General features: G+C 69.2%; 20 protein-coding genes. 17 read left to right on the top strand and 3 right to left on the bottom strand.

Translation table 11 applies throughout. The features are described from left to right. Positions 1–91: 91 nt before the first annotated feature. Complete coding sequence (gene lexA / locus WA967_RS12005) at positions 92–778, bottom strand: transcriptional repressor LexA (protein ID WP_424422830.1); 687 nt, start codon at positions 776–778, stop codon at positions 92–94. 302 nt (positions 779–1,080) lie between these two features. On the opposite strand from lexA, the gene WA967_RS12000 reads away from it, so the two are divergent. The 6 genes from WA967_RS12000 to WA967_RS11975 all read left to right on the top strand — a co-directional run bounded on the left by WA967_RS12000 (position 1,081) and on the right by WA967_RS11975 (position 5,508). Next, positions 1,081–1,488 carry a LysM peptidoglycan-binding domain-containing protein gene (locus tag WA967_RS12000; protein WP_424422828.1) on the top strand — a complete coding sequence of 136 codons (408 nt, stop codon included), beginning with the start codon at positions 1,081–1,083 and terminating at the stop codon, positions 1,486–1,488. Positions 1,489–1,528: 40 nt separating this feature from the next. Further along, entirely contained in the window at positions 1,529–2,620 is a 1,092-nt protein-coding gene (locus tag WA967_RS11995; RefSeq protein WP_424422826.1) for a histidinol-phosphate transaminase, read from the top strand. Continuing rightward, positions 2,617–3,234, top strand: coding sequence for an imidazoleglycerol-phosphate dehydratase HisB (gene hisB / locus WA967_RS11990; RefSeq protein ID WP_424422823.1), 618 nt, complete (start codon positions 2,617–2,619; stop codon positions 3,232–3,234). The genes WA967_RS11995 and hisB overlap by 4 nt, the downstream gene beginning before the upstream one ends. Further along, positions 3,231–3,866, top strand: coding sequence for an imidazole glycerol phosphate synthase subunit HisH (hisH, locus tag WA967_RS11985; protein ID WP_424422821.1), 636 nt, complete (start codon positions 3,231–3,233; stop codon positions 3,864–3,866). The genes hisB and hisH overlap by 4 nt, the downstream gene beginning before the upstream one ends. 96 nt (positions 3,867–3,962) lie before the next feature. Continuing rightward, complete coding sequence (gene priA, locus WA967_RS11980) at positions 3,963–4,709, top strand: bifunctional 1-(5-phosphoribosyl)-5-((5-phosphoribosylamino)methylideneamino)imidazole-4-carboxamide isomerase/phosphoribosylanthranilate isomerase PriA (RefSeq protein ID WP_424422818.1); 747 nt, start codon at positions 3,963–3,965, stop codon at positions 4,707–4,709. Continuing rightward, a complete protein-coding gene (locus WA967_RS11975; RefSeq protein WP_424422815.1) occupies positions 4,693–5,508 on the top strand; it encodes an SseB family protein in 816 nt (271 codons plus the stop codon). The genes priA and WA967_RS11975 overlap by 17 nt, the downstream gene beginning before the upstream one ends. A 172-nt stretch (positions 5,509–5,680) precedes the next feature. Here the strand turns inward: WA967_RS11975 and WA967_RS11970 are convergent, their stop codons facing one another. Beyond that, entirely contained in the window at positions 5,681–6,061 is a 381-nt protein-coding gene (locus tag WA967_RS11970; RefSeq protein WP_424422898.1) for a DUF1844 domain-containing protein, read from the bottom strand. A gap of 216 nt (positions 6,062–6,277) precedes the next feature. Between WA967_RS11970 and infC the strand changes: the two genes are divergently transcribed. The 11 genes from infC to WA967_RS11915 all read left to right on the top strand — a co-directional run bounded on the left by infC (position 6,278) and on the right by WA967_RS11915 (position 15,007). Beyond that, complete coding sequence (gene infC / locus WA967_RS11965) at positions 6,278–6,925, top strand: translation initiation factor IF-3 (protein WP_424422813.1); 648 nt, start codon at positions 6,278–6,280, stop codon at positions 6,923–6,925. A 73-nt stretch (positions 6,926–6,998) separates the two neighbouring features. Then, on the top strand, positions 6,999–7,193 hold the full coding sequence (gene rpmI / locus WA967_RS11960; RefSeq protein WP_247625340.1) for a 50S ribosomal protein L35: 195 nt from the start codon (positions 6,999–7,001) through the stop codon (positions 7,191–7,193). Between the two features lie 33 nt (positions 7,194–7,226). Continuing rightward, on the top strand, positions 7,227–7,613 hold the full coding sequence (rplT, locus tag WA967_RS11955; RefSeq protein WP_298862090.1) for a 50S ribosomal protein L20: 387 nt from the start codon (positions 7,227–7,229) through the stop codon (positions 7,611–7,613). Between the two features lie 69 nt (positions 7,614–7,682). Further along, positions 7,683–8,495: a TrmH family RNA methyltransferase gene (locus tag WA967_RS11950; RefSeq protein WP_424422810.1), complete on the top strand. Its 813-nt coding sequence runs from the start codon at positions 7,683–7,685 to the stop codon at positions 8,493–8,495. Between the two features lie 4 nt (positions 8,496–8,499). Further along, entirely contained in the window at positions 8,500–9,177 is a 678-nt protein-coding gene (locus WA967_RS11945) for a response regulator transcription factor (RefSeq protein WP_424422807.1), read from the top strand. A gap of 4 nt (positions 9,178–9,181) precedes the next feature. Next, entirely contained in the window at positions 9,182–10,558 is a 1,377-nt protein-coding gene (locus tag WA967_RS11940) for a sensor histidine kinase (RefSeq protein WP_424422805.1), read from the top strand. Further along, positions 10,555–11,520, top strand: a complete 966-nt coding sequence (locus WA967_RS11935) for a TAXI family TRAP transporter solute-binding subunit (RefSeq protein ID WP_424422803.1) — start codon at positions 10,555–10,557, stop codon at positions 11,518–11,520. Before WA967_RS11940 ends, WA967_RS11935 begins: the two co-directional genes overlap by 4 nt. 140 nt (positions 11,521–11,660) lie before the next feature. Next, on the top strand, positions 11,661–12,407 hold the full coding sequence (locus WA967_RS11930) for an amino acid ABC transporter ATP-binding protein (protein ID WP_424422801.1): 747 nt from the start codon (positions 11,661–11,663) through the stop codon (positions 12,405–12,407). Positions 12,408–12,457: 50 nt separating this feature from the next. Beyond that, positions 12,458–13,369, top strand: coding sequence for a glutamate ABC transporter substrate-binding protein (locus WA967_RS11925; protein WP_424422799.1), 912 nt, complete (start codon positions 12,458–12,460; stop codon positions 13,367–13,369). Between the two features lie 73 nt (positions 13,370–13,442). After that, positions 13,443–14,099: an amino acid ABC transporter permease gene (locus tag WA967_RS11920; RefSeq protein ID WP_424422797.1), complete on the top strand. Its 657-nt coding sequence runs from the start codon at positions 13,443–13,445 to the stop codon at positions 14,097–14,099. Further along, complete coding sequence (locus WA967_RS11915) at positions 14,096–15,007, top strand: amino acid ABC transporter permease (RefSeq protein WP_424422795.1); 912 nt, start codon at positions 14,096–14,098, stop codon at positions 15,005–15,007. Before WA967_RS11920 ends, WA967_RS11915 begins: the two co-directional genes overlap by 4 nt. Before the next feature lie 69 nt (positions 15,008–15,076). Here the strand turns inward: WA967_RS11915 and WA967_RS11910 are convergent, their stop codons facing one another. Next, positions 15,077–16,582, bottom strand: a complete 1,506-nt coding sequence (locus WA967_RS11910; protein ID WP_424422792.1) for a gluconokinase — start codon at positions 16,580–16,582, stop codon at positions 15,077–15,079. Positions 16,583–16,668 lie beyond the last annotated feature (86 nt).

The following is a 16,668-nucleotide window of genomic DNA, read 5'->3' as shown; positions in this document are numbered from 1 at the left end:
CGCGGAGAACGCCCGTCCGGTCCCTTCTCGAGCTCGCCCCGGACTGGGGTCCTGAACTCGTCGGAGGGTCGGGCGGGCGTTCTTGTGTGCATCAGACCGCGCGGAGCACCGCCACGACCTTGCCGAGGACTGTGGCTTCGTCGCCGAGGATGGGCTCGAACGCGGAGTTGCGGGGGAGCAGCCAGGTGTGGCCATCGCGGCGGCGGAAGGTCTTGACCGTCGCCTCGCCGTCGATCATGGCCGCCACGATCTCGCCGTTCTCGGCGTTGTTCTGCGTGCGCACGACCACCCAGTCGCCGTCGCAGATGGCGGCGTCGATCATCGACTCGCCGCTGACCTTCAGCATGAACAGGTCGCCCTTGCCCACCAGCTGACGCGGCAGAGGGAAGATCTCCTCGACCTGCTGGTCGGCGGTGATCGGGATGCCGGCGGCGATGCGGCCGACCAGCGGCACCAGCGCCGCGTCGCCGAGTGCGGGACTGGTGTCGGCGGGGTTCTCGGTGCTGGTGCCCGGCAGGTCGATCAGCACCTCCATGGCGCGCGTCTTGCCCGGGTCGCGGCGCAGGTAGCCGCTGAGCTCGAGCTGACCGAGCTGATGGGTGACGCTGGAGAGCGACTTCAGGCCCACGGCGTCGCCGATCTCGCGCATGCTCGGCGGGTAGCCGTGCTGGGCGATGGAGTTCTGGATCACCTCGAGGATGGCCATCTGCTTCGCGCTCAGGCTCTTGCGCCGACGGGTGCGGGGAGCCTCGGCTGCGGGGGCGGACTTGTCGCTCATCGGTGCTCCTTCATGCGTGCGAACCAGTCATGCTCCGCGTCATCGCGGGCATCCGGTTCGAATGTCGGTGGCCAGTGGTGTGCTGTCCATATCGAAACCGTATCCGACTCAGGCCGGAAAACGGAAGATCTGTTCGAGCGTGTCGAGCAGATCTTCGGACGGATTTCGAAGAATTCTTGACAGATGTTCGATATCGAAGATACATTCGGAACGTAGCTTCGCATCCGGTGCCCCCGGTCGGGCGCCGGATGCGAAAGCTGCACCACTTCCGCCGCACGGCGGGACCACACGGAGGAGCCCACATGAGCACCATCAGCATCCAGAGCCCCGCGATCTCTCGCGTCGCCGCCGGGCGCGCGGTGTCAGAAGGCCCGGTGTCAGAACGTACGGTGCGGCGCACGAAGCTGCGCCTGACCATGCGGGGCAGGCGCGTGCTGGCAGGCCTGGCGGCTGCGCCCCTGGTCGCCGGCATCGCCTTCTCCGTGCTGGCCGGCGGATCGGCACTGGCATCCGGACAGGACGCGGCGGCGGTCTCGTTCCAGACCGTGCACGTGGCACCCGGCGACACCCTGTGGGGGATCGCCGCAGAGGTCGCTCCTGGCGTCGACCCCCGCGACGTCATCGACGACATCATGTCGCTGAACAACTTCAGCTCCGCCACCATCCAGGCGGGCGAGGAGATCGCGATCCCCACGAAGTACGCGCGCTGACCCGTCACGCGGGCTCACCCGCGCCCGCACGCGCTCTAGCATGGGAAGGGTGACATCCCTCGACGACCTGCCCCTCCGCGACGATCTTCGCGGTCTGACCCCGTACGGCGCTCCGCAGGCGCCGCTGCCGGTGGCGCTGAACGTCAACGAGAACACTCATCCGGTGCCCGAGGCCGTCGTCAGCGACATCCTCGATGACGTCGCACTCGCGCTCAGCGACGTGAACCGCTACCCGGATCGAGAGTTCACCGCGTTGCGCGAGGCGTTCGCACGCTACCTCGGTCACGAGCTCGCACCCGAGCAGATCTGGGCCGGCAACGGCTCCAACGAGGTGCTGCAGCACATCCTGCAGGCCTTCGCCGGTCCCGGTCGTACGGTGTTCGGCTTCGGGCCCACCTACTCGATGTACCCGCTGCTGACCCGCGGCACCGGCGCCACGTGGGTGGCCGGCACGCGCGAGGACGATTACACGATCACGGCCGGGGATGCCGCATCGCAGGTCGCCGCTGCCGACCCCGACGTCGTGCTGCTGTGCACGCCCAACAACCCCACCGGCACACCGCTGGGACTGGATGTGGTCGAGGCCGTGTACGAGGCTGCTCGAGGAATCGTCGTCGTCGACGAGGCGTATCAGGAGTTCGCACCGAAGGATGCGGCATCCGCTCTGACCCTGCTCGCGGGGCGCCCGCGGCTGGCGGTCTCCCGCACCATGAGCAAGGCGTTCGCCTTCGCGGGCGCTCGCGTGGGGTATCTGGCCGCCGACCCCGCCTTCATCGACGCTCTGCGGCTCGTGCGTCTGCCGTACCACCTCAGCGCGCTCACCCAGGCCGCGGCCACGGCCGCGCTGCGCAGCGCGGACGTCATGCTGGCCATGGTCGACGAGATCGTCGAGCAGCGCGACCGCATCTCGGCGACGCTCGAGGCGCTGGGCTACACGCCGCATCCGTCCTGGTCGAACTTCGTGCTGTTCGGCGGGGTGGAGAAGCCGCAGGAGCTGTGGCAGGCGCTGTACGACCGCGGCGTGCTGATCCGCGACGTCGGCATCCCGAACCATCTGCGCGTCTCGGCCGGCACCGAGGCGGAGACCACTGCCTTCCTGGACGCCCTCGCATCGATAGGATCTGCCTCATGAGCGACCCCCGCACCGCGCCCCGCATCGCGCAGCGCAGCCGCAGCACGTCCGAGTCGACGGTGGAGGTGGAGGTGAACCTCGACGGCACCGGAAGGGCCGACATCAGCAGCTCCGTGCCGTTCTTCGACCACCTGCTCACGGCGTTCGCCAAGCACTCGCTGACCGACCTCACCGTCCGCGCCACCGGCGACACCCACATCGACGCGCACCACACCGTCGAGGACATCGCCATCGTGCTCGGCCAGGCCATCCGGGCGGCGCTCGGCGACAAGTCGGGCATCTCGAGGTACGGCGACGCGCTGGTGCCGCTGGACGAGGCGCTCGCTCAGGCTGTGGTCGACATCTCGGGCCGCCCGTACCTGGTGCACGACGGCGAGCCCGCCGGCTTCGAGCTGCACCTCATCGGCGGACACTTCACCGGGTCGCTGGTCCGCCACGTCTTCGAGGCGATCGCGTTCAACGCGGCGCTCACCGTGCACGTTCGCGTGCTGAACGGGCGCGACCCGCACCACATCGCCGAGGCGGAGTTCAAGGCGTTCGCGCGGGCGTTCCGCCAGGCCAAGGCGCTGGATCCGCTGGTGCACGGCGTCCCGTCCACCAAGGGCGCACTGTGACGGCTCCGCGGATCGTCGTCTACGACTACGAGTCCGGCAACGTGCACTCCGCCGTCAAGGCGCTGGTCGCCGCCGGAGCGGATGTCGAGCTCACCGGCGATCGCGATGCGGCGCTGGAGGCCGACGGGCTGTTCGTCCCCGGAGTCGGCGCGTTCGCGGCCGTCGCCGGTGCGCTGCGCGCGCACGGCGGCGACGAGATCATCGACCGCAGGCTCGCAGGAGGGCGTCCCGTGCTGGGCGTGTGCGTGGGCATGCAGGTGATGTTCGAGCGCGGCGTGGAGCGCGGTCAGAACGTCGAGGGCCTGGGGGAGTGGCCGGGCACGGTCTCCGAGCTGGATGCCCCGGTGCTGCCGCACATGGGCTGGAACACCGTCGAGGCGGGCGAGGGCAGCGTGCTGTTCCGCGGCATCGAGCAGGAGCGCTTCTACTTCGTCCACTCCTTCGCCGCGAAGTCCTGGGGGCTCCAGGTCGAGGCGCCGTTCCCGCAGCCGACGCTGACCTGGGCCACGCACGGCGAGCGGTTCCTCGCCGCCGTGGAGAACGGGCCGCTCGCCGCCACGCAGTTCCATCCCGAGAAGTCGGGAGAGGCCGGCATCCGTCTGTTGCGCAACTGGGTGCAGTCCCTGCGCTGAGCCCTCGGCCGGACACATCATTTGAGACCGCCCTGCGGCCGGACTATCCTGATCTCTCGTGCCCGCACGCCGCGGGCTTCCCGACTCAAGGACGTCATGAACGACTTCGCACAGTCCCCCTCGCTGATCCTGCTCCCCGCAGTCGACGTGGCGGGAGGGAAGGCGGTGCGTCTCACCCAGGGTGAGGCAGGCACGGAGACCAGCTACGGCGACCCGATCGACGCCGCAGGCGAATGGGTCGACCAGGGAGCGCAGTGGATCCACCTGGTGGATCTGGATGCCGCCTTCGGTCGCGGCAGCAACGCCGGCATCCTGCGCAAGGTCATCAAGCAGTACCGCGGGGTGAGCATCGAGCTCTCCGGCGGCATCCGCGACGACGCCAGCCTGGAGGCGGCTCTGGAGTCCGGTGCCAACCGCATCAACCTCGGCACGGCGGCGCTGGAGAACCCGGAGTGGGCGGCCGATGTCATCGGACGGTACGGCGAGGCGGTCGCCGTCGGGCTCGACGTGCGCGGGACGACGCTGGCCGCACGCGGCTGGACCAAGGATGGCGGTGACATCTGGGAGGTGCTGGACCGCCTCGAGGAGGCCGGCTGCAGCCGCTACGTCGTCACCGACGTCACCAAGGACGGGACGCTGCGCGGCCCGAACCTCGACCTGCTGCGCGAGATCACCTCCCGCACGCCCAAGCCCGTGATCGCCTCCGGCGGCGTCTCCAGCCTCGACGACATCATCGCGCTGCGCGAATTGGTCTCGCTGGGCGTCGAAGGCGCCATCGTCGGCAAGGCGCTGTACGCCGGGCAGTTCACCCTCGCGGAGGCGCTGGATGTCGCAGGCGACTGAGAGCGCCTGCGATCACGGGGCACACGAGAACGCCTCGGATTCCGCCGGTGTGCCCTGGGCCGGGCGGCACTTCCAGGAGAACACCCGCGCTTCGGACGACGGCTCCGCCGACCCCGCGCTGCTGGACGCGCTGCTGCGCTTCCGTGCCGGAACCGGCAGTCAGGCGCAGGTCGTGGACGCGTTCCGCGACGCTCGCGTGCTGGTGCCGCTGGTCGCCGAGAAGGGCGCCCTTCGACAGGCTCAGGAACCCAATTCTGAGGACAACGGACTGAAGGTCGACAAGACCCAGGAGCTCTCCATCGTCACCGTCGCCGCTCCCGACGGGCGCCGCGTGCAGCCGGCGTTCTCGTCGGTGGACACCATGCGCCGGTGGGACCCGCAAGCCCGGCCGATCCCCGTCGAAGCCATCCGCGTGGCGCTCTCTGCGGCCGACGAGCAGACCGATCTGGTCGTGCTCGACCCCGCATCCGAAACCGAGTTCGTGATGCGTCGCCCCGCGGTGTGGGCGGTCGCCCAGAGCCAGCCCTGGGAGCCGAGCTTCCTCTCGCCCGAGGTCTTCACGGCCCTGCAGGAGAGCATCGCGCACGAACTGGCCGTCATCGACGTGTCGGTCGCGGCGGGGGATCCGGATGCCCGGATGCGCGGCCCCGAGCTGATCGTCACCCTGGAGCTCGTCGACGGCCTGGACCGCGAGACGCTGGATGCCGTGCTGGCCCGCCTCGCCCAGCGCTGGGCGGCCGACGACCGCATGGCCGTCCTCGTCGACTCCCTCACCGTGAAGCTCACCCGCTCCGCCTGACGACGGCATCCGCTCTACGTCCTGTGCCCCACGCCCTCAAACGAGGTCAGCCTGACCGAGACGTTGAGGAGTCGGGAGGGTTCCCCGGAGCGAGCATCGGGGAGGAGCGAAGCGGAGGGGTCCGCGCTATGCGACCGATGGGAGCCTTCCGCAGGCCGTCAGTCCAGAGAGCTCAGATGACCGAGCCGGTCCACTTCTCGCCGGGCCCCTTGCCGACGGCGTCCTTGATGGGGGAGGCTTCGCGGAAGGCCAGCTGCAGGGAGCGCAGCCCGTCGCGCAGCGGGCGCGCGTGCGCGTCGCTGATCTCGGGGGCGCCGGCGGTGATCAGGCCCGCAAGGGCGTTGATGAGCTTGCGGGCCTCGTCCAGGTCCAGCTGCGCGTCGGGCTCGTCAGCCAGGCCCAGTTTCACGGCGGCGGCGCTCATCAGGTGCACGGCGGTCGTGGTGATCACCTCGACGGCAGGGACATCGGCGATGTCGCGGGTGGCAGCGGCGGCAGCTTGCTCCTGCTGCGCCCAGCGCTCGTGGCGGTCATCGGCGTGCTCGGCAGGAATCGTCACTTCGGTTTGCTTTCTGGTAGACTTCTGCGGGCTTCGGAGCTTTTCGCTCCGATACGAAAGAGGATTCACTTCCCACCCGCGCTTGCCGTTCAAGGCTACCGGGTTCCGCACCCCGCCGGCTTCGGTGGAAAGGGTGCCGAAGCCGGTGCAGTCTGATGTGCCGGCGGGTGGGGAGACTCCGATTTCGCCCGGAATGCAGACAGCGTCCCGGTGGCCGAAACCACGTCTAAGGAGCTCCGCATCAGCGATCCCCGTACCAATGAGCGCATCCGCGTCCCCGAGGTCCGCCTCGTCGGTCCCGCGGGTGAGCAGATCGGCGTTGTCCGCATCGAGGCAGCGCTGCGTCTGGCCCAGGAAGCCGACCTCGATCTCGTCGAGGTGGCCCCGAATTCCAAGCCGCCCGTCGTCAAGATCATGGACTACGGCAAGTTCAAGTACGAGGCCGCGCAGAAGGCGAAGGAAGCCCGCCGCAACCAGGCGAACACCATCCTCAAGGAGGTGCGGTTCCGCCTGAAGATCGAGGCTCACGACTACACGACCAAGCTCAAGCGCGCCGAGGGCTTCCTCAAGTCCGGTGACAAGGTCAAGGCCATGATCCTGTTCCGCGGCCGCGAGCAGTCGCGTCCCGAGCAGGGCGTGCGGCTGCTGCGCAAGTTCGCCGAGGACGTCGCCGAGTTCGGCACCGTCGAGTCGAACCCCACGATCGACGGCCGCAACATGGTCATGGTCGTCGCTCCCCTGAAGAACAAGTCCGAGGCCAAGGCCGAGCAGAACGCCGTGCGCACGGCCCACAAGCAGGCCGCGCGCGAGGCGAAGAACGACGCTGCCTCAGCGCGCAAGGACGCCCCCGCGGCGTGAGCCGCCCCCAGAACTCCCGCGCGAGCGGGTAACCCACCGTCGCCCGAGCGGGCGCCACACGAAGGAAGAGAAGATGCCGAAGCAGAAGACCCACTCGGGTGCGAAGAAGCGCTTCAAGATCACCGGCAGCGGAAAGCTGAAGAAGCAGCAGGCCGGCATGCGCCACAACCTCGAGCACAAGTCGAGCCGCCGGACCCGCCGCCTGAACCAGGACCAGGTCCTCTCCAAGGCCGACGCCAAGGTCGCCAACAAGCTTCTCGGTCGCTGAGCGCGCCGCACACACGAATAGGAATCCAGGAAAATGGCAAGAGTCAAGCGCGCGGTCAACGCGCACAAGAAGCGTCGCGTCATCCTCGATCGCGCCTCGGGCTACCGCGGTCAGCGGTCGCGTCTCTACCGCAAGGCCAAGGAGCAGGTCACTCACTCCCTCGTCTACGCGTACCGTGACCGTCGCAAGCGCAAGGGCGACTTCCGCAAGCTGTGGATCCAGCGCATCAACGCCGCCGCTCGCCAGAACGGCATGACGTACAACCGCTTCATCCAGGGCCTGGGCCTCGCGGGAGTCCAGGTGGACCGCCGCATGCTGGCCGACCTCGCCGTGACCGACGCTGCGGCGTTCGCCACGCTGGTCGAGGTCGCCAAGAAGGCGCTGCCCTCCGACGTGAACGCTCCGAAGGCCGCTGCCTGAGCCGAGTCATCCGAACGGGCGCTCCCTGAGAAAAGGGGGGCGCCCGTTTTCGTCTTCTAGACTGGGGTCGTGCTCGAGAATCCCCGCTCTCCCCGAGTCCGTGCCGTGGCCAAGCTCACCAAGCGCAGTGCCCGAGCCGAGGCAGGGCTGTTCCTGCTCGAGGGACCGCAGGCCGTGCGGGAGGCCCTCAGCTGCCTCCCGGGCGCGATCGTCGACCTGTTCGCCACGCCCACGGCGTGGGAGAAGCACGGCGACGTCCGTGCCCTCGCGCTCGAGGAGAAGGTCGAGGTCGAGTACGTCACCGAGCACGTGCTCTCGGCCATGGCCGACACCGTCACCCCGCAGGGCATCATCGCCACCGCCCGTCAGACGCCCACCTCGGTGCGGGACATCTTCGCGGCATCCCCCACGCTCATCGCGATCTGCGAAGAGGTGCGAGATCCCGGCAATCTCGGCACCATCATCCGCGCCGCGGACGCGGCGGGGGCGGATGCCGTGGTGCTGACCGGCCGCACGGTCGACCCGTACAACCCGAAGGTCGTCCGCTCCACCACGGGGTCGCTGTTCCATGTGCCGTTCTCGGTGGGCGGAGATCTGGACGACGTGATCACGCGCGCGCATGCCGCGAGCATGCAGGTGCTGGCGGCCGATGTGAAGGGCGATGACCTGCTGGCGGCCCGCGCCGAGGGCATGCTGCGGAAGCCGACGGCCTGGCTCTTCGGCAACGAGGCCCGCGGCCTCGAGGACGACGTGCTCGAGCGGGTCGACCGTGCGCTGAAGCTGCCGATCTACGGGCAGGCCGAATCGCTGAACCTCGCCACTGCGGCCAGCGTGTGCCTGTACGAGAGCGCCTTCGCGCAGCGCGAGGTCGACACGGAGTGAGACCATGCGCATCCTGATCGTCGAGGACGACGATCGCGTCGCCGAGGCCCTGGCGGCCTTCCTCAGCCGCTCCGGGTATGCGACGGCCCGCGCCGTGAACGGCGCCCAGGCTCTGGAGCTCGTGGGATCTGACACCGAGCTGGTGCTGCTGGACCTGGGCCTGCCGGACATGGACGGCGTGGACGTGTGCCGCCGCATCCGATCCCGCAGCGGCGTGCCGGTGATCATCGCCACGGCTCGCAGCGACGTGCAGGAGCGCATCCGCGGGCTGCGCGCCGGCGCCGACGACTTCGTCGTCAAGCCGTACGACGTGCGCGAGCTGCTGGCCCGCATCGAGGCCGTCACGCGTCGGCTGCATCCGCTGGACGCGCTGACGCCGGATGCCGGTGATCGGGCGCTCATCGAGGTGGACGGCGTGAGCATCGACCTGGTCGCCCGCCGGGTGCTGGTCGACGGTGCGCCAGTCGAGCTCACGCGCAAGGAATTCGACATCATCGCCGTGCTGGCCCGCTATCCCGGCGTGGCCGTGCCCCGCGAGCGGCTGATCCGCGAGGTGTGGAACACCGACTGGCAGAGCTTCGCCCGCTCGCTGGAGGTGCACGTCGCCAGCATCCGCCGCAAGATCGGCAGGACCTCGCTGATCGAGACCGTCCGCGGCGTCGGATACCGCCTGGAGGGCTGACTCCGTGCGCCGCAGGCTGATCATCGTCTTCCTCGTGCCGTTGGTGCTGGTGCTGACCGTGCTGGGCGGCGCCTACGCGTGGTCGACCGCGCGCAGCGTGCAGCAGGAGTTCTACGCCGAGCAGCTGGGCGATCTGAGCTACTTCACCACGACCGCGAGGCAGGCGCTGCTGTCGGGCAGCACGGAGGTGTTCGACGGCGAGGCGCAGCGCTACAGAGAGCTCTACGGCACCCGCGTCGCGATCGTCGATCGCGCGGGTCACCAGTGGACGCCGGATATCACGGCCCCGCAGCTGTCACGCCCCGAGGTGGACGCGCAGATCAAGCTGGCGCTCTCCGGTCGCCGCGGCGAGCTGCCGCAGAACGTGCTGCCCTGGCAGTTCAACGACCTGTCGCTGGTGGAGCCGGTCTTCGACGGCGGCGACGTGATCGGCGCTGTGGTGATGTCGGCCAGTGTGGAGGTGCCGCGGGCGGAGATCGGCCGACAGTGGCTGCTGATCCTCGCCGTCGCGGCCGTGGTGATCGCGGCGGGCCTGTTCGTCGTGTTCCGGCTGGCCGGCTGGGTGCTGCGCCCCGTGCGGCGCCTGGATCACGCCATGGAGGCCATGGAACGCGGCGACATGGACGCGCGCATCGCCGATGACACCGGCCCCGCCGAGCTGCACCGGATGATCCTGATGTTCAACAGGATGGCCGACGAGATCGAGCGCGTCGTCGCCCGGCAGCAGGAGTTCGCGCTGAACGCCTCGCACGAACTGCGCAACCCGCTGAACGCCCTGCTGCTGCGCGTGGAGGTGCTCGCGGCCGATCTCGGCGAGGCCGGCGCCGCCGACGTGGAGAAGATCCGCGAAGAGGGGCAGCGGATGGCGCGCATCCTCGACACGCTGCTCGGCTTCGCCCGCGGCGCCGTGCACGAGTCCGACTTCGAGGACGTCGACCTGCGGCCGCTCATCGAGCGCCGTGCGCAGGCCTGGCGCGAGGTCGCGGCCCGTCGCGGCATCATGCTGCGCACGACCGGCACGTCGCACGCCCTGGCCCGCGGGGACGAGGCGGTGGTGGAGAGCGCACTGGACGCCGTGATCGACAACGCCGTGAAGTTCTCGCCCGATGGTGCGGAGATCGAGCTGTCCGCGCAGCGGACCGACGACGGATGCCGCATCGCCGTGCGCGATCACGGACCGGGACTGGAACCCGAGGAGCTGGAGCAGGCCGCCGACAGGTTCTGGCGCAGCGCCCGCAACCAGAACATCCCCGGATCAGGACTGGGCCTGGCGATCGCCATGGACCTGCTGCGCTCGGTGGGCGGGCGCCTCGAGGTGGACTCGCCGGATGGCGGCGGACTGCGCGTGAGCTTCGACCTGCCCGCTGCGAGGGAGCGATGAGCCCGCGGTGGGCCGGGCGGATGCTGGCCGCGCTCGCCGCCGTCGCCCTGCTGGCAGGCCTCGCCGGTTGCGCGCCCGAGAAGCCGGCCTGGGCGCAGCATCCGCTGCGGATCGCCGGGGGAGGGGTGACCGGCGTCTACTACGACTACGGCGTGCACCTGGCCTCCGCGCTCCGGCGAGACCTGCATGTGGACGCAGAGGTCGTGCAGACCAATGGCTCCGTCGACAACCTGCGGCTGATCGGCGAGGGGAAGGCGCAGCTGGGCTTCGCGCAGAGCGATGCCGTCGCGGATGCCGTGGTCGGCTCCGGCGACTTCGAGAAGCCCCTCCCGATCCGCGCCGCAGCGCGGCTGTACGACGAGTACGTGCACGTCGTGGTGCGAGCCGACTCCGGCATCCGCAGCATCTCCGAGCTCAGCGGGCACACGGTGTCGCTGGGCGGACCGGGGTCGGGCGTGAGCGTGGTCGCGCGGCGGGTGCTGGCGGCGTCGAGTGTCGCGGAGGGCGATGTGCACGATGCGGCGCTGGGACTGGATGCCGCCATCGCCGCCCTCACCGACCATCGCATCGACGCGTTCTTCTGGGTCGGCGGCCTGCCGACGCCCGGCATCCAGAGGCTGGCATCGAGTCTGCCGATCCGGCTGCTGTCCATCGGCGCCGATGTGGTGGAGCGGGCGGATGCCGCGCATGCCGGAATCTACCGCTCGGCGGAGTTCCCCGTCGGCGCCTATGGCAGCGTCGAGCCGACCGTGGCGATGACCGTGCCCAATTACCTGGTGACCTCGGCGGACGTTCCCGACTCCCTGGTGCGCGACGTGCTGACAGAGCTGTTCGACACCCGTGCGGACGTCGCCAGGAGCCTCCCGGCGGCCGCGCTGCTGGACCGGCGGCTGGCGATCTTCACCGACCCGATCCCGCTGCATCCCGGGGCTGCGGAGTACTATCGCGACTCGCGGCAGTGACGTCCTGGCACTCTCAAGAAACACTCAAGGAACTGGTTCGCCGGAGCCGGCGCGCATAGTGTGAACGGGTCAGCGGATTCGATGGGGAGCCCTGAACCCGCGTGCGCTCCCCTCGACCGGAAGGTCCCACAGGAGGCACCATGAGCACAGCCGAATCGCTGGTCGTCGTCGAGAACGTCCAGAAGCACTACGGCGAGTTCCACGCCCTGAAGGACATCAACCTCACCGTGGATCGGGGCGAGGTCGTCGTCGTCATCGGACCGTCCGGCTCCGGCAAGTCCACGCTGTGCCGCACCATCAACCGCCTCGAGACCATCACCTCCGGCTCCATCCGCATCGACGGCAAGCCGCTGCCCGCCGAAGGCAAGGGGCTGGCGAACCTGCGGGCCGAGGTGGGCATGGTGTTCCAGTCGTTCAACCTGTTCGCGCACCTGACGATCCTGGAGAACGTCACGCTCGGTCCCATCAGGGTCCGCGGCGTGAAGAAGGCGGATGCCGACAAGGAGGCCATGGCGCTCCTGGAGCGCGTGGGGGTCGCGCAGCAGGCGTCCAAGCTCCCCGCCCAGCTCTCCGGCGGCCAGCAGCAGCGCGTGGCCATCGCCCGCGCACTCGCGATGCACCCCAAGGTGATGCTGTTCGACGAGCCCACCAGCGCCCTGGACCCCGAGATGATCAACGAGGTCCTCGACGTGATGGTCGGGCTGGCGAAGGACGGCATGACCATGGTCGTCGTCACCCATGAGATGGGCTTCGCCCGCAAGGCCGCGAACCGCGTGGTCTTCATGGCCGACGGGCAGATCGTCGAGGAGGCGACGCCCGAGGAGTTCTTCACGAACCCGAAGAGCTCGCGCGCCAAGGACTTCCTGTCCAAGCTCCTGACCCACTGACCTTCCCGCGCGGAGATCCCGCGCACCCACAGCACACGAAGGAGAAGACCATGCGACGCACCAAGGCACTCGCAGGAATCGGCATCGTGGCCGCAGCGCTGATGGCGCTCACCGGCTGCAACAGCGGCAGCCCGTCCGCACCAGGCGGCGGTGGCGACGACGGCGGCAGCTCCGCCAGCGACACCATCTGGACGGTCGCCAAGGACGTCAAGCTCGACGGCAGCCCCACGTTCGACAAGATGACCAAGGCCGATGGCGTCACCGTCGGCGTCAAGGAGGACCAGCCGGGCCTGGGCTACCTCGACCCGACCACGGGCGAGCGCAGCGGCTTCGACGTCGACATCGCGCGCTGGATCGCGGCATCCCTCGGCTTCGACGAGAAGCAGATCACCTACAAGCCGATCGCCTCGGCCAACCGTGAGCAGGCCATCAAGAACGGCGACGTGGACTACTACGTCGGCACGTACTCGATCACCGACAAGCGCAAGGCCGACGTCGACTTCGCCGGCCCGTACTTCATCACCGGGCAGGGCCTGCTGGTGCGCAAGGACAGCGGCATCGACGACGTGAAGGACCTCTCGGCCTTCAACGGCAAGACGGTCTGCTCGGCAACGGGTTCCACGCCGATCCAGAACATCAAGGCCAACTACCCCGAGATCAAGACCAAGGAGTACGACATCTACTCCGGTTGCGTCGAGGACCTGCTCAACGGCTCGGTCGACGCGGTGACCACCGACCAGGCCATCCTGATCGGCTACGCCGCGCAGCACCCCGACAAGCTCAAGATCGTCGGCGGGCTGTTCACCGAGGAGCGCTACGGCGTGGGCCTGACCAAGGGCGACACCGTCCTGAAGGACCACATCAACAAGCTGTTCACCGACGGACACGACATCTGGCAGAAGATCTTCGACAAGAACCTCGGCAAGTCGGGCATCACCGTCGAGCAGCCCAAGGTCGACTGACAGGCAGCTCGTCCATCACTGATGGGCGGCCCCGCAGCCTCGGGGCCGCCCATCGACACGAAGGGAGGATGACGTGGACGTCATCTTCGGCAACCTCGACCTGTGGGGGCAGGCCATCGGCAACACGCTGCTGGTGTTCGCCGTGGGCGGCGTGATCGCCCTGGTCCTCGGGACGATCGTCGGCGCGATGCGCGTATCGCCGGTGCCCATCGCCCGCGGGGTCGGCACGGTGTACGTGAACCTCGTGCGCAACACCCCGTTGACGCTGATCTTCTTCTTCTTCGTGTTCGGCTACCCGCAGCTCGGGCTCCCGCAGATGTCGAACACGGTGCTGGGCATCATCGCCATCGGCATCTACACCGCGACCTACGTGGCCGAGGTGCTTCGCGCCGGTATCAACACGGTGCCCGTCGGGCAGGCCGAGGCCGCCCGCGCCATCGGACTTCCGTTCGGGCAGGTCATGACGCTGGTGGTGCTGCCGCAGGCGTTCCGCTCGGTGGTGCCGCCGATGATGAGCGTGTTCATCGCGCTGCTGAAGAACACCACCGTCGCCGCCGGCTTCTCGGTCGCCGAGTTGGCGGCCCTGCGCTCGACCATCTACGACTCGCACGACCGCCCCGGCAGCTCCATGGAGGTGCTGCTGTGGGTCGCCGTGGTGTTCGTCGCCCTCGTCATGCTGCTGAGCTGGGCGCAGCAGCACATGGAGAAGAAGTGGAGGATCGCGCGATGACTTCCGTGCTCTACGACGTGCCCGGGCCCCGGGCGATCGTCCGCAACCGCATCGTGGCGGTCATCACCGTGGTCGCGGTGCTGGCCGTGATCGGCTTCGTCGTCTTCCGGTTCGCCGTGACCGGACAGTTCGACGCCGACCGCTGGTACGTCTTCACCTTCACCAACGTGTGGATCGGGATCACCGGCGCACTGGGGAAGACCGTCGGCGCGTTCGCGCTGGCCGCCGTGCTGAGCCTGGTCCTCGGCTTCGTGCTGGCGATCGGCAGGCTCTCCGACCACGCCTGGGTGCGCAAGCCCGTCGCCGTCATCACCGAGCTGTTCCGCGCCGTGCCGGTGCTGGTCATGATGATGCTGCTGTACTACGGCCTGCCCGACCTCGGCGTGAAGATGGAGCCGTACTGGGCCGTGGTCATCGGCCTGATGGTCTACAACGGCTCGGTCCTGGCCGAGGCGCTGCGCGCCGGCATCGAGGCGCTGCCGAAGGGGCAGAAGGAGGCCGGCTACGCGATCGGCCTGCGCAAGAGCGGCGTCATGGTGCTCATCCTGCTGCCGCAAGCCGTGCGCGCCATGCTGCCGGTCATCGTCGCGCAGCTGGTGGTCACGCTCAAGGACACCGCGCTGGGCTTCATCATCACCTACCCCGAGCTGCTGTACTACGCCAAGCAGCTCACCGCCCACCCGAGCCGTCCCATCCTGCAGTCCGCCATGGTCATCGGCGCGATCTACATCGCGATGTGCCTGATCCTCTCGGGCATCGCGAAGTGGCTGGAAGTGCGCACCCGGCACTCGCCGAAGCTGCAGGGGATCGCGCATGGGGGCAACCACGCGGCCGACGACGAGTCCACGCTGACCGAGGTCATCGCGCTGCAGAAGGGTGCCGGTAAGTACGATTCGACGACGTTCTGACCGGAACCTCCGGAGGGGGAGCGAGGGCGGGCATCCATCGGATGCCCGCCCTCTGCCGTCCGCGTGAGATCAGTGCGCGATGACCGCGTCGTACAGGTCGTCGAACCGGCGGCGCAGATCGTCGTAGTACGGCCGCTGCGCGGGATCGGGCTGGGTCAGGCCGGTCTGCGGGAGGGTGGCCAGCGGATGCTCGGGGCGCAGCACCTGCAGCGCCAGGGCCGCGGCGCCCCGCATCGTGACGCGCTTGACGTTCACGACCTGCACGGGGAATCCCAGCGCCTGCGCGATGACATCCATGAACGCGGGGTAGGCGCTGGTCACCCCGCCCGAGGCGATCACGCGCTGGATGTCCGGGTTCACCTGCAGCAGCTGCTCGAAGACCCTCGCGTACGAGACCGCGATGCCCTCCACGGCTCCGCGCCACAGCTCGCGCGGCCCCGACGACGAGGAGACCCCGGAGGCGACGGCTCGGGCGTCTCCCGCCCAGCCCGTGGCGCGCTCGCCGGTGAGGAACGGCAGCATCAGCGGCGTGCCCTCGACAGGCGCCGCGCGCAGCAGCTCGTCGATCTGCTCGTAGCTCAGCGGCGCCAGGGTGCTCTGCAGCCACAGCGTCACCCGGCCCACGTCGTTCAGTGCGCCGCCGACGATGGACTGCGTGCGCGAGACGCGGTAGGCCCAGAGGCCCGAGGGCAGCACCTCGGGGGTGTCGTCCACGATGACGCGGATGGCGCCGGAGGTGGCCGCCGACATGGCCGACGTCGTCGGGGTGTCCGCGCCGACGCCGAGGTTGGAGGCGTACCCGTCGGGCACGGCGGGGAACCAGGCCGCGCCCTCCAGCGCCGGCCAGCGCCGGGCGACGTCGGGGGAGACGTCGGTGATGGGCTCGGATGGATCGATGATCGGCGCGAAGCGGCTGCGGTCCACACCCACCGCGGCCAGCAGCTCGTCGTCGAGCTCGCAGGTGTGCCGGTTGAGGATGCCGGCCCACGCCATGGTCGAGGTCGCGGCGCCCGAGATGCCGGCGAGCTTGGCATACGCGTACTCGCCCAGCGACAGGAACAGCGACGTCTTCTCGAAGACCTCGGGGAACTCGTCCTGCAGCCACAACATGCGCGGCGGGTGGTAGCTGGTGTGCAGCCGGGCGCCGATGCGCTGGTGCACGGCATCCTCGTCCAGCAGCGATCGGAGCTTCGCCAGCTGCTGCCACGAGCGCGAGTCCGCGTAGGTGAAACACGGCGTGAGCGCGGCGCCGGCATCGTCCACGCACACCAGCGACGATGCGAACGTGTCCATCACGACGGCCTTGACCAGCCCCGGCTCGACGCCCTTCAGCGCCCCGTCGATGACCTCGCCGACCTCGCGCACGATCTGATCGGCATCCACCTCGGCGGTGCCGTCCGCAGCCTCCGTGAAGGCGTGGTCGGCCTTGACGAGGTGCTTCTTGATGGGCCGCGCGTACGCGTCGTACAGGCAGCCGCGCGTGGATCCCGAGCCGATGTCGATCGCCAGGACGTAGGGGGCGGGAGCGGATGCCAGCGGGATGCTCTCGGTGGTCGGGATCTGCTGGTCTGTCATGCGCGCACCTCGTCCTGTGAGTCGTTCTCGTCGCCGATCCTACCTGGGAGTAACGTGTGCGCTACGCGTCCGGACGCCTCTCGTCC

The organism is Microbacterium sp. (assembly GCF_049650565.1).
GTDB lineage: Bacteria > Actinomycetota > Actinomycetes > Actinomycetales > Microbacteriaceae > Microbacterium.
The sequence above is the reverse complement of the archived record's forward strand: the minus strand, read 5'-3'. Positions and strand labels throughout refer to the sequence as shown.

Excerpts from the sequence above, each read along its gene's own strand:
- WA967_RS12000 (WP_424422828.1), top strand. The coding sequence starts at position 1,081 with ATGAGCACCATCAGCATCCAGAGCCCCGCGATCTCTCGCGTCGCCGCC.
- WA967_RS11975 (WP_424422815.1), top strand. The coding sequence starts at position 4,693 with ATGTCGCAGGCGACTGAGAGCGCCTGCGATCACGGGGCACACGAGAAC.
- WA967_RS11935 (WP_424422803.1), top strand. The coding sequence starts at position 10,555 with ATGAGCCCGCGGTGGGCCGGGCGGATGCTGGCCGCGCTCGCCGCCGTC.
- rpmI (WP_247625340.1), top strand. The coding sequence starts at position 6,999 with ATGCCGAAGCAGAAGACCCACTCGGGTGCGAAGAAGCGCTTCAAGATC.
- WA967_RS11995 (WP_424422826.1), top strand. The coding sequence starts at position 1,529 with ATGGGAAGGGTGACATCCCTCGACGACCTGCCCCTCCGCGACGATCTT.
- priA (WP_424422818.1), top strand. The coding sequence starts at position 3,963 with ATGAACGACTTCGCACAGTCCCCCTCGCTGATCCTGCTCCCCGCAGTC.
- rplT (WP_298862090.1), top strand. The coding sequence starts at position 7,227 with ATGGCAAGAGTCAAGCGCGCGGTCAACGCGCACAAGAAGCGTCGCGTC.
- WA967_RS11925 (WP_424422799.1), top strand. The coding sequence starts at position 12,458 with ATGCGACGCACCAAGGCACTCGCAGGAATCGGCATCGTGGCCGCAGCG.
- WA967_RS11945 (WP_424422807.1), top strand. The coding sequence starts at position 8,500 with ATGCGCATCCTGATCGTCGAGGACGACGATCGCGTCGCCGAGGCCCTG.
- lexA (WP_424422830.1), bottom strand. The coding sequence starts at position 778 with ATGAGCGACAAGTCCGCCCCCGCAGCCGAGGCTCCCCGCACCCGTCGG.
- WA967_RS11930 (WP_424422801.1), top strand. The coding sequence starts at position 11,661 with ATGAGCACAGCCGAATCGCTGGTCGTCGTCGAGAACGTCCAGAAGCAC.
- hisB (WP_424422823.1), top strand. The coding sequence starts at position 2,617 with ATGAGCGACCCCCGCACCGCGCCCCGCATCGCGCAGCGCAGCCGCAGC.
- WA967_RS11915 (WP_424422795.1), top strand. The coding sequence starts at position 14,096 with ATGACTTCCGTGCTCTACGACGTGCCCGGGCCCCGGGCGATCGTCCGC.
- WA967_RS11910 (WP_424422792.1), bottom strand. The coding sequence starts at position 16,582 with ATGACAGACCAGCAGATCCCGACCACCGAGAGCATCCCGCTGGCATCC.